At 68.3% G+C, this 21,540-nt stretch carries 16 protein-coding genes and 1 pseudogene; 9 read left to right on the top strand and 8 right to left on the bottom strand.

Features of this window, described 5'->3' with window-relative positions; translation table 11 throughout:
- The first annotated feature begins 41 nt into the window (after positions 1–41).
- Positions 42–920 (top strand): GIY-YIG nuclease family protein, encoded by an 879-nt coding sequence (locus BTE28158_RS24050; RefSeq protein ID WP_151051063.1) that lies wholly within the window; start codon positions 42–44, stop codon positions 918–920.
- A 56-nt stretch (positions 921–976) separates the two neighbouring features.
- Here the strand turns inward: BTE28158_RS24050 and ppa are convergent, their stop codons facing one another.
- Positions 977–1,504, bottom strand: coding sequence for an inorganic diphosphatase (ppa, locus tag BTE28158_RS24045; protein ID WP_011885693.1), 528 nt, complete (start codon positions 1,502–1,504; stop codon positions 977–979).
- A 410-nt stretch (positions 1,505–1,914) separates the two neighbouring features.
- On the opposite strand from ppa, the gene BTE28158_RS24040 reads away from it, so the two are divergent.
- The 3 genes from BTE28158_RS24040 to BTE28158_RS24030 all read left to right on the top strand — a co-directional run bounded on the left by BTE28158_RS24040 (position 1,915) and on the right by BTE28158_RS24030 (position 5,621).
- Entirely contained in the window at positions 1,915–3,354 is a 1,440-nt protein-coding gene (locus BTE28158_RS24040) for an aldehyde dehydrogenase family protein (protein ID WP_174920136.1), read from the top strand.
- A gap of 75 nt (positions 3,355–3,429) precedes the next feature.
- Positions 3,430–4,188, top strand: coding sequence for an SDR family oxidoreductase (locus BTE28158_RS24035; protein WP_151052218.1), 759 nt, complete (start codon positions 3,430–3,432; stop codon positions 4,186–4,188).
- Positions 4,189–4,316: 128 nt separating this feature from the next.
- Positions 4,317–5,621 carry an MFS transporter gene (locus BTE28158_RS24030; RefSeq protein WP_151052220.1) on the top strand — a complete coding sequence of 435 codons (1,305 nt, stop codon included), beginning with the start codon at positions 4,317–4,319 and terminating at the stop codon, positions 5,619–5,621.
- Between the two features lie 105 nt (positions 5,622–5,726).
- Here the strand turns inward: BTE28158_RS24030 and BTE28158_RS24025 are convergent, their stop codons facing one another.
- The 3 genes from BTE28158_RS24025 to hemC are packed head-to-tail and all read right to left on the bottom strand — an operon-like array spanning position 5,727 to position 9,879.
- Positions 5,727–6,914 carry a heme biosynthesis protein HemY gene (locus BTE28158_RS24025; RefSeq protein ID WP_124901057.1) on the bottom strand — a complete coding sequence of 396 codons (1,188 nt, stop codon included), beginning with the start codon at positions 6,912–6,914 and terminating at the stop codon, positions 5,727–5,729.
- A 2-nt stretch (positions 6,915–6,916) separates the two neighbouring features.
- Entirely contained in the window at positions 6,917–8,893 is a 1,977-nt protein-coding gene (gene hemDX, locus BTE28158_RS24020; protein WP_174920134.1) for a fused uroporphyrinogen-III synthase HemD/membrane protein HemX, read from the bottom strand.
- Entirely contained in the window at positions 8,893–9,879 is a 987-nt protein-coding gene (gene hemC, locus BTE28158_RS24015; RefSeq protein WP_059680466.1) for a hydroxymethylbilane synthase, read from the bottom strand. Before hemC ends, hemDX begins: the two co-directional genes overlap by 1 nt.
- Before the next feature lie 219 nt (positions 9,880–10,098).
- Between hemC and ppc the strand changes: the two genes are divergently transcribed.
- A complete protein-coding gene (gene ppc, locus BTE28158_RS24010; RefSeq protein ID WP_124621641.1) occupies positions 10,099–13,113 on the top strand; it encodes a phosphoenolpyruvate carboxylase in 3,015 nt (1,004 codons plus the stop codon).
- A gap of 148 nt (positions 13,114–13,261) precedes the next feature.
- Here ppc and BTE28158_RS24005 read toward each other — a convergent pair whose 3' ends face one another.
- Complete coding sequence (locus tag BTE28158_RS24005) at positions 13,262–14,014, bottom strand: class I SAM-dependent methyltransferase (protein ID WP_151050151.1); 753 nt, start codon at positions 14,012–14,014, stop codon at positions 13,262–13,264.
- Positions 14,015–14,196: 182 nt separating this feature from the next.
- On the opposite strand from BTE28158_RS24005, the gene BTE28158_RS24000 reads away from it, so the two are divergent.
- The 4 genes and pseudogenes from BTE28158_RS24000 (at position 14,197) to BTE28158_RS23985 (ending at position 17,582) form a co-directional block, all read left to right on the top strand.
- Complete coding sequence (locus BTE28158_RS24000; protein WP_011657642.1) at positions 14,197–15,006, top strand: helix-turn-helix transcriptional regulator; 810 nt, start codon at positions 14,197–14,199, stop codon at positions 15,004–15,006.
- A gap of 43 nt (positions 15,007–15,049) precedes the next feature.
- Positions 15,050–15,283, top strand: a pseudogene (locus BTE28158_RS23995) (FimD/PapC C-terminal domain-containing protein); the annotation flags it as partial.
- 111 nt (positions 15,284–15,394) lie between these two features.
- The gene (gene argH / locus BTE28158_RS23990) at positions 15,395–16,804 is read left to right on the top strand and encodes an argininosuccinate lyase (RefSeq protein WP_124621635.1); all 1,410 of its coding nucleotides are present in this window, start codon (positions 15,395–15,397) and stop codon (positions 16,802–16,804) included.
- Positions 16,805–16,898: 94 nt separating this feature from the next.
- Positions 16,899–17,582: an HAD family hydrolase gene (locus BTE28158_RS23985; RefSeq protein ID WP_151050149.1), complete on the top strand. Its 684-nt coding sequence runs from the start codon at positions 16,899–16,901 to the stop codon at positions 17,580–17,582.
- 89 nt (positions 17,583–17,671) lie between these two features.
- Here the strand turns inward: BTE28158_RS23985 and BTE28158_RS23980 are convergent, their stop codons facing one another.
- The 3 genes from BTE28158_RS23980 to dcd all read right to left on the bottom strand — a co-directional run bounded on the left by BTE28158_RS23980 (position 17,672) and on the right by dcd (position 21,444).
- Entirely contained in the window at positions 17,672–18,514 is an 843-nt protein-coding gene (locus tag BTE28158_RS23980; RefSeq protein WP_059603749.1) for a lysozyme inhibitor LprI family protein, read from the bottom strand.
- Positions 18,514–20,793 carry an arginine/lysine/ornithine decarboxylase gene (locus BTE28158_RS23975; protein ID WP_059603751.1) on the bottom strand — a complete coding sequence of 760 codons (2,280 nt, stop codon included), beginning with the start codon at positions 20,791–20,793 and terminating at the stop codon, positions 18,514–18,516. Before BTE28158_RS23975 ends, BTE28158_RS23980 begins: the two co-directional genes overlap by 1 nt.
- Before the next feature lie 81 nt (positions 20,794–20,874).
- Positions 20,875–21,444, bottom strand: a complete 570-nt coding sequence (gene dcd, locus BTE28158_RS23970) for a dCTP deaminase (protein ID WP_006398615.1) — start codon at positions 21,442–21,444, stop codon at positions 20,875–20,877.
- Between the last annotated feature and the right edge of the window lie 96 nt (positions 21,445–21,540).

The raw sequence follows: 21,540 nt of genomic DNA, 5'->3' as shown, positions 1-21,540 counted from the left end.
ATTTCTGAGACACTGACGGCTTCGCATCCCGCCGCCTTCCCATGTCCTGGTTTCTGTATCTGATCGAGTGCGCCGATGACAGCGTCTACACGGGTATCACGACCGACGTCGCCGCGCGCTTCGACGAGCATGCGTCCGGCAAGGGCGCGCGCTATACGCGCTCGCGCAAGCCGCGCGCCGTGCTCGCATCGTTCCCGCTACCCGACCGTTCGATTGCATCGCGCGCCGAGTACTGGGTGAAGCGGCTCACGGCCGCGCAGAAACGCGAGCTGGCGGCCGGGATCAGGACGCTCGAATCGGTGTTGCCGGCCGGGATGTCGCTCGACGGAAACGTCGACGCCGCCGAGCCGCAGGACGGCACACGCGGAAGGAAGAAGGTGAAGGTGAAGGCGAAGCGCGCCGACATTGCGAACGAGCCGGCCGAGACCAGAGAGGCTCGCGATAAAGCCGCGAAGAGCGAAACTGCCGGAAAAAAGCCCGGGGCCGCGAAAACCCCGAAGCACGCACGAGCCGCAACGGCACCAACGTCGGCAAAAGCCTCGCCGGTCGCCTTGAAACGTGCCAGGACCGCCGGCGACACGGAAGGGAAAAAGACCGCCTCACGCGGCACGCCGGCAAAACGGGGCAAGCCGGTCACGAACGCATCGCCGAAACGGAAAGCGGCGGCAACCGGCGGCAAGCCCGCCGCGGACGGACGCGCCGCCCCTGCTTCCGCCACGGCGCGCGTGCGTTCGCCGGCAAGGAGGGGCGCCGCCGAAATCATCGAGGCCGTCGCGCCCCCCGTTGCCCCCGCACGCCGCGCAACGGAAGCGAAACGTGCGAAGACTGCGGCAAGTGCGGGCGCCCAGCCCGCTGCGGCCCGCAAGAAAACCCTCGCACGCGCCATCCCGCGCGCAAAACAAAACCGCGCGGCCTCCTGAGGAGACACGCGCGGTTTGCGTTCCGAACGAACCGGCCGCGAGGCCGGCCTGCCGGCTTACTTCTTGTAGTTCGCGGCGCCGTCGGCGATTTCCTTGTGCGCGGCGTCGATGCCGGCCCAGCCTTCGACCTTCACCCACTTGCCCTTCTCGAGCGCCTTGTATTGCTCGAAGAAGTGCTTGATCTGGTCCTTCAGGTACTCGGGCACGTCGTCGATCGACTTCAGGTTCGCCGTCATCGGGCAGACCTTGTCGTGCGGCACGGCGACGAGCTTCGCGTCGACGCCCGACTCGTCGGTCATCTGCAGCATGCCGAGCACGCGCGAACGCACGATCGAGCCGGCCAGCAGCGGGAACGGCGTGATCACCAGCACGTCGACCGGATCGCCGTCGCCCGACAGCGTCTGCGGGATGTAGCCGTAGTTCACCGGGTAGCGCATGCCCGTGCCGATGAAGCGGTCGACGACGAGGAGACCCAGCTCCTTGTCCGCCTCGTACTTCACCGGATCGCTTTGCGCGGGGATCTCGATGATCACGTTGAAATCGTGCGGCAGGTCCTTGCCGGCCGGAACATGATTGAAGCTCATAGCGCTCTCTGTTGGTCGATGGGAATTCAGGACAGGGCGCCGCGGCCGATGCACCGCCGCGGGCGTCCCCGCAGGGAATGCGCCATTATAGCCAATCGACCGGTGGCGTCCGGATGACGATCGGCGCGATAATCGTTCCGGATGTCCGGCCGCCGAACCACGGGCGACGTTGCATGGGATCCGGGTAACCGCTGAAGCACCGACAGATTTGCATGGGACCGGACCAAGCGCTGAAACGCCAAGTCCGATCGACCGCGAAGCATGGGACCCGAGTAAGTACTGAAGCGCTAACTCGGATCGACCGCGAAGCATGGGACCCGAGTAAGCGCTAAAGCGCTAACTCGGGTCGACCGCGAAGCATGGGACCCGAGTAAGCGCTAAAGCGCTAACTCGGGTCGACAGGAGCAGGCATGGAAGAGGCGAAGCACTTCATCGCAGGCGAATGGACGTTGCCCGCGCAACTGGAGACGATTCCGGTCGTCGACCCGTCCGACGGCCAGCCATTCGCGACGATCGCGCGCGGCACCGCGCCCGACATCGAGCGCGCGGTCGCCGCGGCCCGCGACGCGTTCTCGGGCCCGTGGGGCGCGGCGAGCGCCGCCGAGCGCGGCCGCGTGCTGATGCGGCTGTCCGCGCGCGTCGCCGACCACCTCGAGGAACTCGCCGCGATCGAGGCGCGCGACACCGGCAAGCCGTTGAAGCAGGCGCGTGCCGACGCAGCCGCGCTCGCACGCTACTTCGAGTTCTACGCGGGCGCCGCCGACAAGCTGCACGGCGAGACCCTCCCCTATCAGGCCGGATACACGGTGCTGACGGTGCGCGAGCCGCACGGCGTCACCGGCCACATCGTGCCGTGGAACTACCCGATGCAGATCTTCGGGCGCAGCGTCGGCGCGGCGCTCGCGGCCGGCAACGCATGCGTCGTGAAGCCGGCCGAGGATGCGTGCCTGTCCGTGCTGCGCGTGGCCGAGCTGGCCGCCGAAGCCGGGCTGCCCTCCGGTGCGCTGAACGTCGTCACCGGCTACGGCCATGAAGCGGGCGCCGCGCTTGCGCGCCATCCCGGCATCGACCACATCTCGTTCACCGGCTCGCCCGCGACCGGCAAGCTGGTCACGCAGATGGCCGCGGAGAACCATGTCCCCGTCACGCTCGAGCTCGGCGGCAAGTCGCCGCAGATCGTGTTCGCCGACGCCGATCTCGACGCGGCGCTGCCCGTGCTCGTGTCGGCGATCGTGCAGAACGGCGGGCAGACCTGCTCGGCCGGCAGCCGCGTGCTGATCGAGCGCGCGGTCTACGAGCCGCTCGTCGAACGGCTCGCCACCGCCTTCAACGGGCTGCGGGTCGGCCCGAGCCGCGCGGATCTCGACTGCGGCCCGCTGATCAACGCGAAGCAGCAACAGCGCGTATGGGATTTCCTCTCCGACGCGCAGCACGACGGCATTCCGATGGCCGCGCACGGCCAGGTCGTCGCCGAGGCACCCGAAAGCGGCTTCTACCAGCCCCCCGCGCTGCTGCGCGACGTGCCGCCATCGCACCGCCTCGCGCAGGAGGAAGTGTTCGGCCCGGTGCTCGCCGCAATGCGTTTCGTCGACGAAGACGAAGCGATTGCGCTCGCGAACGGCACGCCGTACGGCCTCGTCGCGGGCATCTGGACCCGCGACGGCGCACGCCAGCTGCGTCTCGCGCGCCGCCTGCGCGCGGGGCAGGTCTTCGTCAACAACTACGGAGCGGGCGGCGGCGTCGAGCTGCCGTTCGGCGGCGTCGGCCACTCGGGGCATGGTCGCGAGAAAGGCTTCGAGGCGCTATACGGCTTCACCGCGCTGAAGACGATCGCGATCCGGCACGGCTGAACCAGACAAACGCGGCCGGCCACGACCGGCCGCGCACCGAAATACCACGCACGATTCCAACACAGGAGACACATCATGCGGCTGAGCGGCAAGACGGCCATCGTCACGGGCGGCGGTTCAGGCTTCGGCGAGGGAATCGCGAAGACCTATGCACGGGAAGGCGCGAACGTCGTCGTCAACGACCTGAACGGCGCGGCGGCCGAGCGCGTCGCGAGCGAGATCGCGCTGGCGGGCGGCAAGGCGATCGCGGTCGCGGGCGACGTGTCGAAGGACACCGACTGGCGCGCACTGCTCCAGGCCGCGCTCGACGATTTCCATTCGGTGCAGATCGTCGTGAACAACGCCGGCACCACGCACCGCAACAAGCCGGTCCTCGACGTGACGGAAGCCGAGTTCGACCGCGTGTATGCCGTCAACATGAAGAGCCTGTTCTGGAGCGTGCAGACGTTCGTGCCGTATTTCCGCACCCAGGGCGGCGGCGTGTTCGTGAACGTCGCCTCGACGGCCGGCGTGCGGCCGCGCCCGGGCCTCGTCTGGTACAACAGCACGAAGGGCGCGATGATCACCGCGAGCAAGTCGCTCGCGGCCGAGCTCGGCGCCGACCGTATCCGCGTGAACTGCGTCAACCCGGTGCTCGGCGAGACCGGCCTGATGACCGAGTTCATGGGCTGCGAGGACACACCGGAGAATCGCCGCCGGTTCCTGGCGACGATTCCGCTCGGCCGCTTCTCGACGCCGCAGGACATCGCGAACGCGGCGCTGTACCTCGCGTCCGACGAAGCCGAGTTCATCACCGGCGTCTGCCTCGAAGTCGACGGCGGGCGCTGCATCTAGCCGCACCGCCGTAATTGCGCGCACCGGCATCGCCGGCCGGCGCCGCATCCAAGCATCATCATTGCTTCGCACGACCGGATCGGGCGCCGACGCGCCGGCTCCGGACAACGACAAGAACTGGAGACAACATGGCAACATCGACGCAGTCGCTGCCGGGCTCGTCCGGCGCATTCGAGGAAGCAACCTACCGCAAGGTGTCCTGGCGGCTCACGCCGCTCCTGCTGCTGTGCTACGTGGTCGCGTATCTCGACCGCGTGAACGTCGGCTTCGCGAAGCTGCAGATGGCGAGCGACCTGAATCTCAGCGACACGGTCTACGGGCTCGGCGCCGGGATCTTCTTCTTCGGCTACTTCTTGTTCGAAGTGCCGAGCAACATCATCCTGCACAAGGTCGGCGCGCGCGTCTGGATCGCGCGCATCATGGCGACGTGGGGCGTGATCTCGATCCTGACGATGTTCGTCACGACGCCCGCGATGTTCTACGTGATGCGCTTCCTGCTCGGCGTCGCCGAAGCCGGCTTCTTCCCCGGCGTGATCCTGTACCTCACCTACTGGTATCCCGCGCACCGGCGCGGCCGGATGACGACGTTCTTCATGACGGCAGTCGCCTTGTCCGGTGTGATCGGCGGGCCGCTCTCCGGCTTCGTCCTGAAGGCGTTCAACGGCGTGAGCGGCTGGCACGGCTGGCAATGGCTGTTCCTGCTCGAAGGGATCCCGTCGGTGCTGGCCGGCGTGCTCGTATTCTTCGCGCTCGACGACCGGATCGCGAAGGCCAAATGGCTCACCGACGACGAAAAGGCGCTGCTCGCGCGCAACGTCGACGCGGAGGAAGCGACCAAGGAAGACCTGCCGCTCGGCGCGGTAATGGCGAGCCCGCGCGTATGGCTGATGGCGCTCATCTACTTCTCGTTCGTGATGGGACTGTACGGCGTCGGCTTCTGGCTGCCGACGATCATCAAGGCGACCGGCGTGACCGACACCTTCATGATCGGCCTGCTGTCGGCGGTTCCGTATGCGGCGGCGGTGGTCGCGATGATTCTGATCGCGCGCAGCGCGGACAAGCGGCGCGAACGACGCTGGCACCTTGCGATTCCGGCCGCGTTCGGCGCGCTCGGGCTCGTGCTGTCGGTGATATGGGCGCACCAGACGGCGCTCGCGATGCTCGGCCTCACGCTCGCGACGATGGGCATCCTGACGACGCTGCCGCTGTTCTGGAGCCTGCCGACCGCGTTCCTCGGCGGTGCGGCAGCCGCAGCGGGCATCGCGATGATCAACTCGATCGGCAACCTCGCGGGCTTCCTGAGCCCGTACTTGATGGGCTGGCTCAAGCAGGCGACGGGCGCCAACGACGCGGGCATGTACATGCTCGCCGGGTTCCTCGTGCTCGGCGGGCTGCTCGCGCTGTCGGTGCCGAAGCGGCTCGTCGACAAGTGACGCGGCACGTGACGACGTGCCTGCCGCAGGGCAATGCATGAAAAAGCCCCGAAGGCCGCTTGGCGTTCGGGGCTTTTTTACGCGCGGCGGGCAAGCGCCGCCGCGTCAGACCACGGTGATCGCGAGCGCGCTTTCGCGGTAGTGCTTCGCCGCCTTGTCGGTTTCGCCAAGATGCTCGAACAGGCGTGCGAGCGCGCGGTGCGCACGCACCTTCAGCGCCTCGTTGTCGGCCTGCTTCAACGCGGCTTCGAGGAACGACTGCGCCTTGCCCCACAGCTGCTGCTGCTGGCAGAGACGGCCGAGCGCGAACAGCAGGTCGGCATCGTCCGGGTGATCCTTCTTCCACCCTTCGGCCTTCTGGATCAGCGGCAACGCATCGCCACCGGCCGTATCCGGATAGCGGCGCAGCAGGCGCGCATCCCAGTTGTGCGCGAGCGCGTCCTCGACGATGCGGCGCGCTTCGGTGCGGCGCTCGAGCGTCACCAGCAGGTCGGCCGCGAGATCGGCCAGGCGCGGCGACTGGCGCTCGAGCGGCGACAGCGACTGCCACACCTCGAGCAGCGCGTCCGGGTCATGCCGGCGTTCGCGCAGCAGATTCTCCGCCGCCTGCTGGCGCAGCCGCACGGCCGCAGCCGGATGCAGCGCCTCGCGCTTCTCGAGCGCCTTCGCGAGCTTCAGCACCTCGGCCCAGTTCTTCAACTGCTGCTGCGCGCGCAGGGCGACCTGCTGCGCATGGATGCGCTTGCCGCCCGCCTGCAGGTCGGCCAGCGCGGCGAGCGCGCCGTCGGCATCGCGCGCATCCGCGCGCATGTCAGCCGCGGCGAGCAGCCGTGCATCCTGCCATTCCGGCGCGTCGACCTTCGACAGCCAGTCGTCGCGGCGCGTGTACTCGTGCATCCGGTGCGCGGCGGTCGCCGCGACGAGACTTGCGGCGCCCTGGTTCGCATCGACCGCGAGCGCGTCGCGCGCGGCCTTCTCGGCGCGCGAGAAGCGGCCTGCGTACAGGTTCGCGATCGCATCGCGCAGCGACGCCTGAGCCTTCTCGTTGCGCGAACGCGCACGATATGCGGCGACCCGCTGCGGCATGCGCCAGATGTTGCGCACGATGCGCAGCAGCGCGTACACGACGATGAACAACACGACGATGGAGATCACGAACAGGTTCAGCGACACGTCGACCCGGTACGGCGGATAGACGAGCAGCACCTGCCCCGCGTCGAAACGGCCGACGGTGGCGAGTGCCGCGGCGATCGCGAACAGGATCGCGAGCCAGACGATTCCTCGAAGCGTCATCGTTACCCCCGACTCTTGAACTGCTGAACGGCGTTCAGGCTCGTGTTCAGGTTCGGCACGGCAACCGTCAGCGATGCGCCGTCGACCTGCTTGAGCAGATCCTCGACGGTTTGCGTGTCCCTCGATGCCTGGTCGAAATACTTGCCGAGCGCGGCCTGCGCCGCATGCAGGTCGGCCTTCATCGCGCCGTCATTGCGCGCGAGCAGCGACAGCCGCGCGGTGAGCAGGCGCAGCTTCACGTTCTCGCGCACGAAGTAGCCCTGGTCGGGCGATGCGAGCATCGCGTCGGCGTTGTCGATCCGGCGCACCTGCACGAGGCCCTTCAGCTGCTGGCCGAGCCCCGCCGAGAAGTCATGCCACCACACCTTCCAGCGCGGCTCGCCGGCCACGGCCGCAGCCGACGACGCGGCGTCGGCCGGCACGGCCTTCGGCGCCGCGTGCGGGACGATCGCCTCGCCCGACAGCGGCAGCGCGTCGATCTTCGCGATCGCGTCGTCGAGCTTGATCGCGAGGCCCGTGAGGTCGGCCGACGGTGCGGCTTTCAGCTTCTCGATGTCCTGCGCGAGCGCCTTGCGCACCGTGACGGCCTGCGCGCTCTGCGACGTCGCGAGGCGCGCATCGGCATTCTGCAGCGCGATCAGCGCGAGTTGCGTATTCCCCGTCAGCTGCAGTTGCTGGCTCGCGCTCGACAGCATCTGGTCGACTTCCTCGAGCATCCAGGCATCTCGGTTGCGCGACAGGTCCTGGTATTGCTGCTGCAGCGCCTGCTGCGCGCTCTGCGCGTCGGCGAGCTTGCCGTCGAGCTGCGCGAGCTGCGTGTCGACCTGATGCGTGCTCGCGAGCGCCTGCTCCGTCTTCGTACGGGTCTCGGCCGTCTGCGCATCGAGCGCCTTCTGGCGCGCGACGAACGAATCGTCGAGCCGGTCGACCTTGCGGTTCAGCGCATAGCCGCCCACCCCCGCCGCGCAGCCGAGCACGACGACGACGAACCACAGCGCCGCGCTGCCACCGCGGCGCGCATGCGGTTCGGACGCGAGATAAGGAGGACTGGACGGCGGTGCGGATGCAGCGGCCGGCTGGGAAGCGACGCCTTTGGAATCGTTGGTATCTGTCATGCGTTTAGTCACCGGTGCGGCTGTCGCCGGTTGGACGGCCTCGTCGGCCATCGTTCGAAACGCGCGGACGATGCGCTCATCGCCCGCGCCGGTCAGCGTAATCCTATCAAAACCCAGTGCGCGCGCGGTCTGCTCGATGCGCGGGTGCGGCGTCACGAGCGGCGCATGCTTCAGCGCCTCGATCTCGGCGTCATTCAGATGCGTGCGCGCGAGTTCGTGCAGGTTGCGCACGCCCTCCGAGCTCGTGACGAGCCACGCGTGCGGCGCGCCGGCGAGCAGCGCATGCACGCGCTCCCACGCGCCGATGCGCGGCTCGGGCACCACGCGCCGGTACGCGGCGACCAGCGTGACCTCCGCGCCGGCTTCGCGCAGCCGCTCGGCGAGCCACTCGCGACCGCCGTCGCCGCGCACGATCAGCACGCGCTGGCCGGCGAGCGCATGCTCGCCGCCGAACGCGGTCTCGATGCTCGCGAACAGGTGTTCCGAATCGTAATGCGGGACGCCGTCATCGGCGAGCGCCTGCGGCGCGATCACGCGATGCGCGGGCGCCGCGATGCCGTGGCGCGCGAGCGCCGCGACGCTGCCGGGGCCGACGACACCGACCGGCAGCGCATTCGGCCAGATCGCCCCGTACTGCGCGAGCGCGCGGTCGATCGCGTTCGGCGACACGAAGATCACGAGCGCGTAACGCCCAAGCGCCGCGAACGCGGCGTCGAGCGGCGCTGAATCGTCGACCGGCGCGATGTCGATCAGCGGGAATTCGAGCACGTCGCAACCGGCCTCGGCCAGTTGGGCCGCAAGCGCGGCCGACTGGCCGTCCGGGCGCGTCAGGACGGCGGTGAACCCGCGCGCGCCGCCCGCCATCAGGCGTCGCCCTTGCCGGCCTGCGAGCCGGCGAGCAGTGCGTTGACGATGTCGCGCGCGCCTTGCGCCTCGAGCTCGTCGGACACCGCGCGGCCGAGCGCGACCGCATCGGCGACGGTCATGACGGCACCGCACTCCTCGGCGGTCAGCACGCGCTGTCCGTCGGTCGTCGACACGCGGCCCGTCAGGTACAACTCGCCCGCTCGCCACACCGCGTGGGCGGCGAGCGGCACCTCGCAGCTGCCGCCGAGCGCGCGCGACACCATCCGCTCGGCCTCGACCGCGAGCGCGGTCCGCGGGTCGTGCAGCGGCGCGAGCCATCCGGCCACGTCCGTGCGACGCGCGGCAATTTCGATGCCGAGCGCGCCCTGGCCGGCGGCCGGCGGGCTGTCCTCGACGCCGATAAGCGCGCGGATTCGCGCTTCGAGGCCAAGGCGCTTCAGGCCCGCGGCCGCGAGAATGATCGCCGCATAGTCGCCGCGATCGAGCTTCGACAGGCGCGTGTCGAGGTTGCCGCGTAGCGGCAGCACGTTCAGGTGCGGATAACGCGCACGCAGCATCGCCTCTCGGCGCAGGCTCGACGTGCCGACGACCGCGCCGGCAGGCAGCGCGTCGAGCGACGCGTAGTCGTTCGATACGAACGCGTCGCGCGGATCCTCGCGCTCCATGATCGCGGCGAGCGCGAAGCCGTCGGGAAGCGCCATCGGCACATCCTTCAGCGAATGCACGGCCAGGTCGGCGCGACCGTCGGCGAGCGCATTCTCCAGCTCCTTCACGAACAGGCCCTTGCCGCCGACCTTCGACAGCGTACGATCGAGAATCTGATCGCCACGGGTCGTCATCCCGAGGATTTTCACGTCACAAGCTGGATATAATTTGCGCAGCGCATCACGCACATGTTCGGCTTGCCACATCGCCAGGCGGCTCTCGCGCGAGGCAATCGTCAGCGTCACGGGGGATTGTGCCGAAGAGATCTCGGAATTCATTGCAGGAACAATCGAAGGACGGGATTGAAGATCGAACAATGGTAGCACGCACGCCCCGGCCCGCCCGGGCCCGGCGCCTGCGCCCGCCGCGCTTCGGCGCCGGCGGCGACACCGATGCGCGGATGTGCCGCACGTAGCTGGTTGCTTGACCGCAGTTCCCGTAGTTTCCGTAGTCCCCGCAGTCCCTTTTTGACTCGAGCTTTCCCAAGGAAACCCATCGTGAAGTCTTCCGGATCGGCGCGTACGGCGCGCCGCAATGCTGCCTTGCCCTCCTCCGACGCCCAGACGGGCTCCATCGCCACCGCCGCGAACGGCCGTGCGAAACCGGCAACGAAACCGAAAGACCCGATACGTCAGACAAAACGCGCGACCAAGGCCGCCGGCCCGGCTGCCCGCAAGGCCGGCGCGGCGAAGCCCGGCGCCCGCACGCGCGAGGACAAGGACGGTCCGCTGTTCGAGGACATCCGCTACCTCGGCCGCCTGCTCGGCGACGTGGTGCGCGAACAGGAAGGCGACACCGTGTTCGACGTCGTCGAGACCATTCGCCAGACGGCGGTGAAGTTTCGCCGCGAGGACGACAGCGAGGCGGCACAAACGCTGGAGAAGAAGCTGCGCAAGCTGACGCCGGAGCAGACGGTGAGCGTCGTGCGCGCGTTCAGCTATTTCTCGCATCTGGCGAACATCGCGGAAGACCGCCATCACAACCGCCGCCGCCGCATCCACGCGCTGGCCGGATCCGCGGCACAGCCCGGCACCGTCGCGTATGCGCTCGAGCAGCTGAAGACGACCGGCAACGCGTCGAAGCGCCTGCTGCAGCGCTTCTTCGACGATGCACTGATCGTGCCGGTGCTGACCGCGCATCCGACCGAAGTGCAGCGCAAGAGCATTCTCGACGCGCAGCACGACATCGCGCGCCTGCTCGCCGAGCGCGACCAGCCGCTGACGGCGCGCGAACGCTCGTACAACGAATCGATGCTGCGCGCGCGCGTGACCGCGCTGTGGCAGACCCGCATGCTGCGCGACGCGCGCCTGACGGTCGGCGACGAGATCGAGAACGCGCTGTCGTACTACCGCGCGACGTTCCTTGACGAACTGCCCGCGCTGTATGGCGACATCGAGGCCGCGCTCGCCGAGCACGGCCTGTCCGCACGCGTGCCCGCATTCTTCCAGATGGGCAGCTGGATCGGCGGCGACCGCGACGGCAACCCGAACGTGACCGCCCCGACGCTCGAAGAAGCGATCAACCGCCAGTCCGCGGTGATTCTCGAACACTATCTGGAACAGGTGCACAAGCTCGGCGCCGAGCTGTCGGTGTCGAACCTGCTGGTCGGCGCGAACGACGCCGTGAAAGCGCTCGCGGCCGCGTCGCCCGACCAGTCGCCGCACCGTGTCGACGAACCGTATCGCCGTGCGCTGATCGGCATCTACACACGGCTCGCCGCAAGCGCGCGCGTACGACTGGGCGAAGGCACGGTGCCGGTGCGCAGCGCCGGCCGCGGCGCGCCGCCGGTGCGCGCGGTGCCCTACGCCGATTCCGAAGCCTTCGTCGCCGACCTCAAGGTGCTGACCGCCTCGCTCGACGAACACCACGGCACGTCGCTCGCCGCGCCGCGCCTCGCACCGCTCGTGCGCGCGGCCGAAGTGTTCGGATTCCATCTCGCGAGCATCGACCTGCGCCAGAGCTCCGACATCCACGAAGCCGTGGTCGCCGAGCTGTTCGCGCGTGCCGGCGTACATGCGGATTACGCGTCGCTCTCCGAGGACGACAAGCTGATCGCGCTGCTTGCCGCGCTGGCCGATCCGCGCCCGCTGCGCTCGCCGTACATCGAATACTCGGCGCTCGCGCAAAGCGAGCTGGGCGTGTTCGAGAAGGCACGCGAGGTGCGTGCGCAGTTCGGCCCGCGTGCGGTACGCAACTACATCATTTCGCACACCGAGACGGTCAGCGACCTCGTCGAAGTCCTGCTGCTGCAGAAGGAAACCGGGCTGCTCGAAGGCGCATTCGGCGCCGCTCACGACAGCGCGCGCAATGGCCTGATGGTGATTCCGCTGTTCGAGACGATCCCGGACCTGCGCGACGCTGCGCGCATCATGCGCGAATACTTCGCACTGCCGGGCATCGACGCGCTGATCGCGCACCAGGGTGCCGAGCAGGAAGTGATGCTCGGCTACTCGGACAGCAACAAGGACGGCGGCTTCCTGACATCGAACTGGGAGCTGTATCGCGCGGAGCTCGCGCTCGTCGACCTGTTCCGCGAACGCAAGATCACGCTGCGGCTGTTCCACGGCCGCGGCGGCACGGTCGGCCGCGGAGGCGGCCCGACCTACCAGGCGATCCTGTCGCAGCCGCCGGGCACCGTGAACGGCCAGATCCGCCTGACGGAACAGGGCGAGGTGATCGCGAGCAAGTTCGCGAACCCCGAGATCGGCCGGCGCAATCTGGAGACCGTGGTCGCCGCGACGCTCGAGGCGTCGCTGCTGCCGCAATCGAACGCGCCCGCGCAGCTGCCCGCGTTCGAAGCCGCGATGCAGACACTGTCCGACGCCGCGATGGCGTCGTATCGCGCGCTCGTCTATGAAACGCCCGGCTTCACCGACTACTTCTTCTCGTCGACGCCGATCACCGAGATCGCCGAGCTGAACATCGGCAGCCGCCCGGCCTCGCGCAAGCTGCAGGATCCGAAGAATCGCAGGATCGAAGACCTGCGTGCGATTCCGTGGGGCTTCTCGTGGGGCCAGTGCCGACTGCTGCTGACGGGCTGGTACGGCTTCGGCAGCGCGGTGAGCGCCTATCTCGACGGCGCGCCGGACGCGGCCGAACGCACGAAGCGCCTGACGCTGCTCAAGAAGATGAACAAGACGTGGCCGTTCTTCGCGAACCTGCTGTCGAACATGGACATGGTGCTTGCGAAGACCGATCTCGCGGTCGCGTCGCGCTATGCGCAGCTGGTCGCCGACCGCAAGCTGCGCAAGCACGTGTTCGAGCGGATTGTCGCGGAATGGGAGCGCACGTCGCAGGCGCTCGCGGAAATCACCGGGCACGCTGGCCGCCTCGCGACCAACCCGCTGCTCGCGCGCTCGATCAAGAACCGCTTCCCGTATCTCGATCCACTGAACCACCTGCAGGTCGAGCTGATCAAGCGTCACCGCGCGGGCGACACGAACGCGCGGCTGCGCCGCGGGATTCACCTGACCATCAACGGGATCGCGGCCGGCCTGCGCAATACGGGCTGATCCGTGCGCGGCGCGGGCCTGCTCCGCGCCGCGCCGGCGTTGCGAAACGCGCGCCGCAAAACGAAAGCCGCGATACGCAACCACGCGTATCGCGGCTTTTTCGCGTGGAACGGCACGACGGCGCCGGCCGCCGTGTCGCCCCATACGCTCATTGCGCGTCGATCAGCAGCGCGTCGTGCTCGAACGACCCGTCCGGCTGCACTGCGTAGTAGCCGCGCACCTCGTCTGGCGCATGCGCCCACAGCGCGCGGATGCCCGCGACGCTGTCGGCCGGCGTGCGGATGCGCTCGACCCATGTGTCGAAATCGATCGGCAGGCGCCAGCGGCTCTGCACGTGCGCGTCGAACCCGGCGCCGCGGAACATCGCGAGCCATTCGTCGGCACGATAGTCGCGCACGTGGGACGCGTCGCGCAGCACTTCGGCGGCCTGCAGATACGTGTCGAGCAGCGGATGATCGTTGCCCGCGATATCGATCATCAGCACGCGGCCGCCCGGCTTCAGCACGCGACGCACCTCCGCAAGCGCAGCGCTCACGTCGTGCCAGTGGTGCGCGCTCATCCGGCTGATTACCCAGTCGAAAGTGCCGGCTTCGAACGGCAGCCGTTCAGCCGGCCCCTGCTGCGTGCGGACGTTCGCGAGCCCGCGCTCGCGCGCGGCGGCGGCGACGGTCGCGAGCATCGGCGCCGCGAGATCGTAGGCGACCACGTCGCGCACGTGCGGCGCGACCGCGAAGCTCGCATGGCCCGCACCGCAACCGAGATCGAGCACCGCGGCGGCGGGCGTCGCGCGCACGGCGTCTGCCAGCGCCTGCAGATCGGCGCCCGTCGCGTGGACCGTGCTCGTCAGGTAGGCGGCGGCCGTCGTGCCGAATGCGTCGGCGACCTGGTCGTGGTGTTTCATCGTTCGCTCCTTCGTTGGGTGGGACGCCCGCTGCCTGCCAGCGCGCGAATCGCTACAATAGGGCCGCGCTTGTACCAGTACAAGTTAAGCAGTTATTCTGGTATTTGTTACACCTGCCTGATTTCCGGCCCGATCTACGCCGCGCGTCGCGCGCCCCTTTTTGTCGTTTCAGCCGTTTCCGCATGAACCAGCCGTCCTCCGCCCCCACCCCGCCGCTCGACGCCACGCCCGCCCGCGCCCTCGGCGAATTCATCCGCGCGCACCGCGAACGGCTGTCGCCTCAGGCCGTCGGCCTGCCGCCCGGCCCGCGCCGCCGCACGCCGGGGCTGCGGCGCGAGGAAGTCGCGCAGCTGTGCGGCGTCAGCCCGACCTGGTACACGTGGATCGAGCAGGGCCGCCCGGTGTCGGCGTCGGCCGATGCGCTCGCGCGGATCGCCGTTGCGCTGCAACTGTCGAAGGCCGAACGCGCGTACCTGTTCGAACTGGCCGCGCAGCGCGATCCGGCCGAGCCCGACGTCGCGGCTGGCGACCTGCCGCCCACGCTCGCGGCGACCGTCGCCGCGATCGCCACGCCTGCATATGTGCTCGACCGGCAATGGAACGCGCTCGCATGGAACGCGCCGGCCGCCGCGCTGTTCACGGGCTGGCTCGACGGCGAGCACGACCGCAACCTGCTGCGCTTCACGTTCATGGCGCCGGCCGCGCGCACGTTGATCGTCGACTGGGAAACCCGCGCGCGCCGGCTCGCGGCCGAATTCCGCGCCGACTCGATCCGCCACCTCGCCGATGCGCCGACCCGCGCGCTGATCGACGCGCTGATGGCCGGCAGCGATGCATTCGCGCAGTATTGGGCGTCGCAGGACGTGTTCGAGCGCGAAGGCGGCCTGCGCGAGTTCGACCATCCGGCCGACGGCCGCCTCGTGTACCAGCAGATCACGCTGAAGCCCGCGCACCGCGAAGACCTGAAGCTGGTCGTGCTCGTGCGCGATTGAAGCGGCTCAGAAGCTGATCGTCGCGGTGATCGATGCGCAGACGCTGCGCGCGCCGGACGGCACGCCGATGCCGCCCGGCCTCGACGTTCGCCACGTCGAAAGCGGCCAGCGAACGATCGTCGGCTACGACGGCCTGACCTTCGTCGACGGCCTCGTCCAGAACAATCACCTCGAAATCTCGGGCGGCGGCCGCGACTGCGCCGTCGAATTCGCGTACCGGCGCCCGGACGACGGCACGCTGCCGCGGATCGGACCGCTGACCTGCGGGCCCCGTTAATCCGCGCCCGTTCGCGGCCGACGCGCGCGCCGGCCGCCAGCCCCGCGAATGCTAGAATTGCGGGATTCCCTCGGCGGCGCACGCCGCCCAACTCCCCTTCGAAGAATCGCCATGACGTCCCAACTGCACAAAAAGGGCGAGGCCTGGTCGGCCCGCTTCTCGGAACCGATGTCGGAGCTGGTCAAGCGCTACACGTCGTCGGTGTTTTTCGACAAGCGCCTCGCGCTCGTCGACATCGCCGGCTCGCTCGCGCACGCGAGCATGCTCGCGGCGCAGAAGATCATCAGCGCCGACGACCTCGCCGCGATCGAACGCGGGATGACGCAGATCAAGGGCGAGATCGAGCGCGGCGAATTCGAATGGCAGCTGGATCTCGAGGACGTCCACCTGAACATCGAGGCGCGCCTGACCGCGCTGATCGGTGACGCCGGCAAGCGCCTGCACACGGGCCGCTCGCGCAACGATCAGGTCGCGACCGACATCCGTCTGTGGCTGCGCGGCGAGATCGACCGCATCGGCGGCCTCCTGAACGACCTGCGCGGCGCGCTGATCGACCTCGCTGAAAAGAATGCGGACACGATCATGCCGGGCTTCACGCACCTGCAGGTCGCGCAGCCGGTCACGTTCGGCCATCACCTGCTCGCGTACGTCGAAATGTTCACGCGTGACGCCGAGCGCATGCGCGACTGCCGCACCCGCGTGAACCGCCTGCCGCTCGGCGCGGCCGCGCTCGCCGGCACCAGCTACCCGATCGACCGTCATGCCGTGGCGAAGACGCTCGGCTTCGACGGCATCTGCGCGAACTCGCTCGACGCGGTGTCGGATCGCGACTTCGCGATCGAATTCACGGCGGCATCCGCGCTCGTGATGACGCACGTGTCGCGCTTCTCCGAAGAACTCGTGCTGTGGATGAGCCCGCGCGTCGGCTTCATCGACATCGCCGACCGCTTCTGCACCGGCAGCTCGATCATGCCGCAGAAGAAGAACCCGGACGTGCCCGAGCTCGCACGCGGCAAGACGGGCCGCGTGAACGGCCACCTGATGGCGCTCCTCACGCTGATGAAGGGCCAGCCGCTCGCGTACAACAAGGACAACCAGGAAGACAAGGAACCGCTGTTCGACACGGTCGACACGGTCGCCGACACGCTGCGGATCTTCGCCGAGATGGTCGCCGGCATCACGGTGAAGCCGGACGCGATGCGCGCGGCCGCGCTGCAGGGCTTCTCGACCGCCACCGACCTCGCCGACTATCTCGTGAAGCGCGGGCTGCCGTTCCGCGACGCGCACGAAGCCGTCGCGCACGCGGTGAAGATCTGCGACGACCGCGGAATCGACCTCGCCGACCTCTCGCTCGACGAAATGAAGCAGGAACTGCCGAACGTCGCGCACCTGATCGGCGACGACGTGTTCGGCTACCTGACGCTCGAAGGTTCGGTCGCGAGCCGCAACCATCCGGGCGGCACCGCGCCCGATCAAGTGCGTGCGGCGGTCAAGGCCGCTCGCGCCGCGCTCGACAAGTAAGCCTGCCGGCCCGGACGGGCGCCTTCGGCGTCCGTCTTTCACTCGGGCGGCCGTCGTGCCGCCCGACGCCCTTCCCGCTTCCCGGATACCGCCGATGACCTTCTCCGCCGCGCTCTTCGACATGGACGGCCTGCTCGTCGATTCCGAGCGGACCATCATGAACACGTGGATCGACGTGTCGACCGCGCACGGCGTCGTGCTGACCGAGATCGACTACCTGCAGATCGTCGGCCGCTCGTTCGCCGAGGGCCAGGTCATTCTCGCGCGGCTGATCGGCGACACCGACACGTTCGACGCCGTGCGCACCCTCGTGCGCGAACGGCTCGCCGCGCCCGAACCTCATCCGAAATTTCCGCTGAAGTCCGGCGCACTGGCGCTGCTCGAGACGCTCGCGCAGGCCGGCATTCCGTGCGCGGTCGCATCGTCGTCCGCGCGCGACGTGATCCGTGCGCGGCTCGACGCGGTCGGCGTGCTGCCGTTCTTCCACGCGATCGCGGGCGGCGACGAAGTCGCGCGCGGCAAACCCGACCCGGCCGTGTACCGGCTCGCGGCCGAACGCCTCGGCGTGCCGGCGCACGCGTGCGTCGCGTTCGAGGACAGCGACTTCGGCGCGCAATCGGCCGCCGGCGCAGGCGCATCGGTCGTCACCGTGCCCGACCTGAAGGCACCGACGCCCGAGATCGTCGCGCTGAGCCTGCACGTGCTCGCGTCGCTCGACGATGCGGTCGCGTTCGTGCCGTCGTGGTTCGGCCGCCTGGACACGCAGCAGCCCGGGTAGGCGCCGCTCGCGGCACGCCATATGCAAACGGGCACCCTCGGGTGCCCGTTTTCCGTTGCCGCGCCGAATGACCGGCGTCGCGGCGATCGTCAGTTGTTGCCGGCCGTCTCCGACAGCCGCTTCATCGTCGCGATGCGCGCGCCGATCAGGTCGACGCGTCCGTCCTCGCCGACGAGCGGCGCCGTCGCATCGCTGAACGCGACCCACGCGCGCTGCGCGCGCACGAGTGTCGCGGCCGAATGCGCGGGCATCTTGCGACGCAGCTTCTGGTAATAGCGGTTCAAATCGAACAGCGCGTGCTCGCACGCGGCATCCTGCACACACGGCCGCACGCGGCTTATCGCCGAATCGCGCGGCGCGTTCGCCGGCTTGCCGCCGGCTGGCGCGGCTGTGCCCGGCGCCGTGCCCGCACCGCCCTGGGTGTCGCCTTGCGCACCGCTCGTGGCCGCCACCGGCACGGCGGCAGGCGGCAGCGCATAGCGGTCGGCCGCCGCGCGCAGCGCCAATGCGCGATCGCGCACGGGCTGCAACTGCATGTCGGCGCTCGACATCGCGTACGCGGTGCCGCGCGTCGTGTCGTACACGGCTTTCAGCAGATGAACTTCATCCTTGCGCCACGTGACCCAGCGGCGCTGGCTGTCCTGCCAGCCGCGCTTCACGTTGGCCGGCGCATTCTTCGACAGGCGCTGGTACGCGCCGTCCATCACCGCCTGCCACTGCTGCTGCGCTTCGCCCATACACTGGATCTGGCCGGCCGTCGACGACCGGTCGCGCCGCGCGAGACACTGCCGCATCGCGACGTCGATCGGATCGGCCGCCGCGACTTCCGCGTGTGCGACACCCACGCCCGCCAGCCCGGCCGCCCCTGCCGCCCAGACGACGAGCGCGGCCAACGCCGCACGCATCGTCCGGATTCGTCCCTGCGTCGCCATCAGTCGCGCACGCAATCGACGAAGTACTCGACGCGGCCGTTCACCTCTTCCGCGACGAGGCCGTGGATGTCGGTGTGGAAGCCCGGGAAGCGCTCGTTGAAGTCGCGCGCGAACCGCAGGTAGTTCACGATCGTCTTGTTGAAGCGCTCGCCCGGAATCAGCAACGGGATGCCCGGCGGGTACGGCGTGAGCAGGATGCTCGTCACGCGGCCTTCGAGCTCGTCGAGCGGCACGCGGTCGATCTTGCGGTGCGCGAGCTTCGCGAACGCGTCCGACGGCTTCATCGCCGGCTCCATGTCCGACAGGTACATTTCCGTCGTCAGGCGCGCGATGTCGTTCGCGCGGTACACGTCGTGGATCTGCGTGCACAGGTCGCGCAGGCCGACACGCTCGTAGCGCGGATGCTGCGCGACGAATTCCGGCAGCACGCGCCACAGCGGCTGGTTGTTGTCGTAGTCGTCCTTGAACTGCTGCAGCTCGGTCACCATCGAGTTCCAGCGGCCCTTCGTGATGCCGATCGTGAACATGATGAAGAACGAGTACAGGCCGGTCTTCTCGACGATGATCCCGTGCTCGGCCAGATACTTCGTGACGATCGCGGCCGGAATGCCCGTTTCGCCGAACTCGCCGTCGACATCGAGCCCCGGCGTGATGATCGTCGCCTTGATCGGGTCGAGCATGTTGAAGCCTTCCGCCAGCGGGCCGAAGCCGTGCCAGTGGTCGTTCGGCTTCAGCATCCAGTCCTCGCGCGAGCCGATGCCTTCTGCCGACAGGTTGTCCGGCCCCCACACGCTGAAGAACCAGTCGTCGCCGTATTCGGCGTCGACCTTGCGCATCGCGCGGCGGAAGTCGATCGCCTCGGCGATCGATTCCTCGACGAGCGCGGTGCCGCCCGGCGGTTCCATCATCGCGGCCGCGACGTCGCACGACGCGATGATCGCGTACTGCGGGCTCGTCGACGTGTGCATCAGGTACGCCTCGTTGAAGCGGTGCTTGTCGAACGTGCGGTTCTCCGAATCCTGCACGACGATCTGCGACGCCTGCGAGATGCCCGCGAGCAGCTTGTGCGTCGAGTGCGTCGCGAACACGAGCGCGCCCGTGCGCGGACGGCCGTCGCCGATCGCGTGCATGTCGCGGTAGAAGTCGTGGAACGTCGCGTGCGGCAGCCACGCTTCGTCGAAGTGCAGCGTGTCGAGCAGGTCGCCGAGCAGGTCCTTGATCATCTCGACGTTGTAGACGACGCCGTCGTACGTGCTCTGCGTGATCGTCAGGATCCGCGGCTTCATGTCCGGGTTCTCGCGCAGCGCCTCGCGCGCGAACGGGTTCGCCTCGATCTTCTTGCGGATGTTCTCCGGCTTGAATTCGTCGCGCGGGATCGGCCCGATGATGCCGAAGTGATTGCGCGTCGGCGTGAGGAACACCGGAATCGCGCCCGTCATCGTGATCGCGTGCAGGATCGACTTGTGGCAGTTGCGGTCGACCAGCACGATGTCGCCGGGCGCGACCGTCGCATGCCAGACGATCTTGTTCGACGTCGACGTGCCGTTGGTCACGAAGAACAGGTGGTCCGCGCTGAAGATGCGCGCCGCGTTGCGCTCGGACGCCGCGACCGGGCCCGTGTGATCGAGCAGCTGGCCGAGTTCGTCGACCGCGTTGCAGACGTCGGCGCGCAGCATGTTCTCGCCGAAGAACTGGTGGAACATCTGGCCGAGCGGGTTCTTCAGGAACGCGACGCCACCCGAGTGGCCCGGGCAGTGCCACGAGTACGAGCCTTCGTCCGCATACTTCACCAGCTCCTTGAAGAACGGCGGCGCGAGCGAGTCGAGATAGACCTTCGCCTCGCGGATGATGTGGCGCGCGACGAACTCCGGCGTGTCCTCGAACATGTGGATGAAGCCATGCAGTTCGCGCAGGATGTCGTTCGGCAAGTGGCGCGACGTGCGCGTTTCGCCGTACAGGAAGATCGGGATGTCCGCGTTGCGGCGGCGCACTTCGGTGACGAACGCGCGCAGCTCGATGATCGCGGTCGCGAGCTCGGGCAGCTCGCCGTCCGGGCCCGTTTCGCCGAGCATGAGTTCGTCGTCGTCGATCGACAGGATGAAGCACGACGCGCGGCTCGATTGCTGCGCGAACGACGTCAGATCGCCGTAGCTCGTGAGGCCGAGGACTTCGACGCCCTCCTTCTCGATCGCTTCGGCCAACGCCCGGATGCCGGAGCCCGAGATGTTCTCGGAGCGGAAATCTTCGTCGATGATGACGACGGGGAAACGAAACTTCATGGGCGATTCTCCAAAAAGAACGACCGCGGCGCGTCACGCGCAGCGGTCACCCGGAAACTGGTGAGACGTTATGCAACCAGATCAGGTTTTCGGCAGCGTGACACCGCGCTGACCCTGATACTTGCCGCCGCGATCGGCGTACGACACGTCGCACACTTCGTCGCTTTCGAAGAACAGCACCTGCGCGACACCTTCGTTCGCGTAGATCTTCGCGGGCAGCGGCGTGGTATTCGAGAATTCCAGCGTGACGTAGCCTTCCCACTCGGGTTCGAACGGCGTCACGTTGACGATGATCCCGCAGCGCGCGTACGTCGACTTGCCGAGGCAGACGGTGAGCACGGTGCGCGGGATGCGGAAATATTCGACGGTGCGGGCCAGCGCGAACGAATTCGGCGGGATGATGCACACGTCGCCCTTGAAATCGACAAACGAACCCTCGTCGAAGTTCTTCGGATCGACGATCGTCGAATTGATGTTCGTGAAGATCTTGAATTCGTCCGCGCAGCGAATGTCGTAGCCGTAGCTCGACGTGCCGTAGCTGACGATCCTGCGACCGTCCTCGGACGCGCGAACCTGATCGGGCACGAACGGCTCGATCATCTTGTGTTCTTCGGCCATGCGCCGAATCCACTTGTCGGACTTGATGCTCATAACAGGGCGCCTGGAAACGCTGCGTGACAGTCGGTGAGGGCCGGACCCGCGAGGCCGCGGCCGGGAAAGGCGCACATTTTACGCGATCATCGGCCC

This window comes from Burkholderia diffusa, assembly GCF_902499115.1.
GTDB classification, from domain to species: Bacteria; Pseudomonadota; Gammaproteobacteria; order Burkholderiales; family Burkholderiaceae; genus Burkholderia; species Burkholderia diffusa.
Note: the sequence above shows the minus strand (reverse complement) of the source record. Positions and strands in the feature narration are given on the sequence as shown.

What these genes read in the sequence shown, in the direction of transcription:
- hemDX (WP_174920134.1), bottom strand. Translation starts at nt 8,893, where the DNA reads ATGGCGGGCGGCGCGCGCGGGTTCACCGCCGTCCTGACGCGCCCGGAC.
- BTE28158_RS24030 (WP_151052220.1), top strand. Translation starts at nt 4,317, where the DNA reads ATGGCAACATCGACGCAGTCGCTGCCGGGCTCGTCCGGCGCATTCGAG.
- BTE28158_RS24005 (WP_151050151.1), bottom strand. Translation starts at nt 14,014, where the DNA reads ATGAAACACCACGACCAGGTCGCCGACGCATTCGGCACGACGGCCGCC.
- BTE28158_RS23980 (WP_059603749.1), bottom strand. Translation starts at nt 18,514, where the DNA reads ATGGCGACGCAGGGACGAATCCGGACGATGCGTGCGGCGTTGGCCGCG.
- dcd (WP_006398615.1), bottom strand. Translation starts at nt 21,444, where the DNA reads ATGAGCATCAAGTCCGACAAGTGGATTCGGCGCATGGCCGAAGAACAC.
- BTE28158_RS23985 (WP_151050149.1), top strand. Translation starts at nt 16,899, where the DNA reads ATGACCTTCTCCGCCGCGCTCTTCGACATGGACGGCCTGCTCGTCGAT.
- BTE28158_RS24050 (WP_151051063.1), top strand. Translation starts at nt 42, where the DNA reads ATGTCCTGGTTTCTGTATCTGATCGAGTGCGCCGATGACAGCGTCTAC.
- BTE28158_RS24035 (WP_151052218.1), top strand. Translation starts at nt 3,430, where the DNA reads ATGCGGCTGAGCGGCAAGACGGCCATCGTCACGGGCGGCGGTTCAGGC.
- argH (WP_124621635.1), top strand. Translation starts at nt 15,395, where the DNA reads ATGACGTCCCAACTGCACAAAAAGGGCGAGGCCTGGTCGGCCCGCTTC.
- BTE28158_RS23975 (WP_059603751.1), bottom strand. Translation starts at nt 20,793, where the DNA reads ATGAAGTTTCGTTTCCCCGTCGTCATCATCGACGAAGATTTCCGCTCC.
- BTE28158_RS24000 (WP_011657642.1), top strand. Translation starts at nt 14,197, where the DNA reads ATGAACCAGCCGTCCTCCGCCCCCACCCCGCCGCTCGACGCCACGCCC.
- BTE28158_RS24040 (WP_174920136.1), top strand. Translation starts at nt 1,915, where the DNA reads ATGGAAGAGGCGAAGCACTTCATCGCAGGCGAATGGACGTTGCCCGCG.
- ppa (WP_011885693.1), bottom strand. Translation starts at nt 1,504, where the DNA reads ATGAGCTTCAATCATGTTCCGGCCGGCAAGGACCTGCCGCACGATTTC.
- BTE28158_RS24025 (WP_124901057.1), bottom strand. Translation starts at nt 6,914, where the DNA reads ATGACGCTTCGAGGAATCGTCTGGCTCGCGATCCTGTTCGCGATCGCC.
- hemC (WP_059680466.1), bottom strand. Translation starts at nt 9,879, where the DNA reads ATGAATTCCGAGATCTCTTCGGCACAATCCCCCGTGACGCTGACGATT.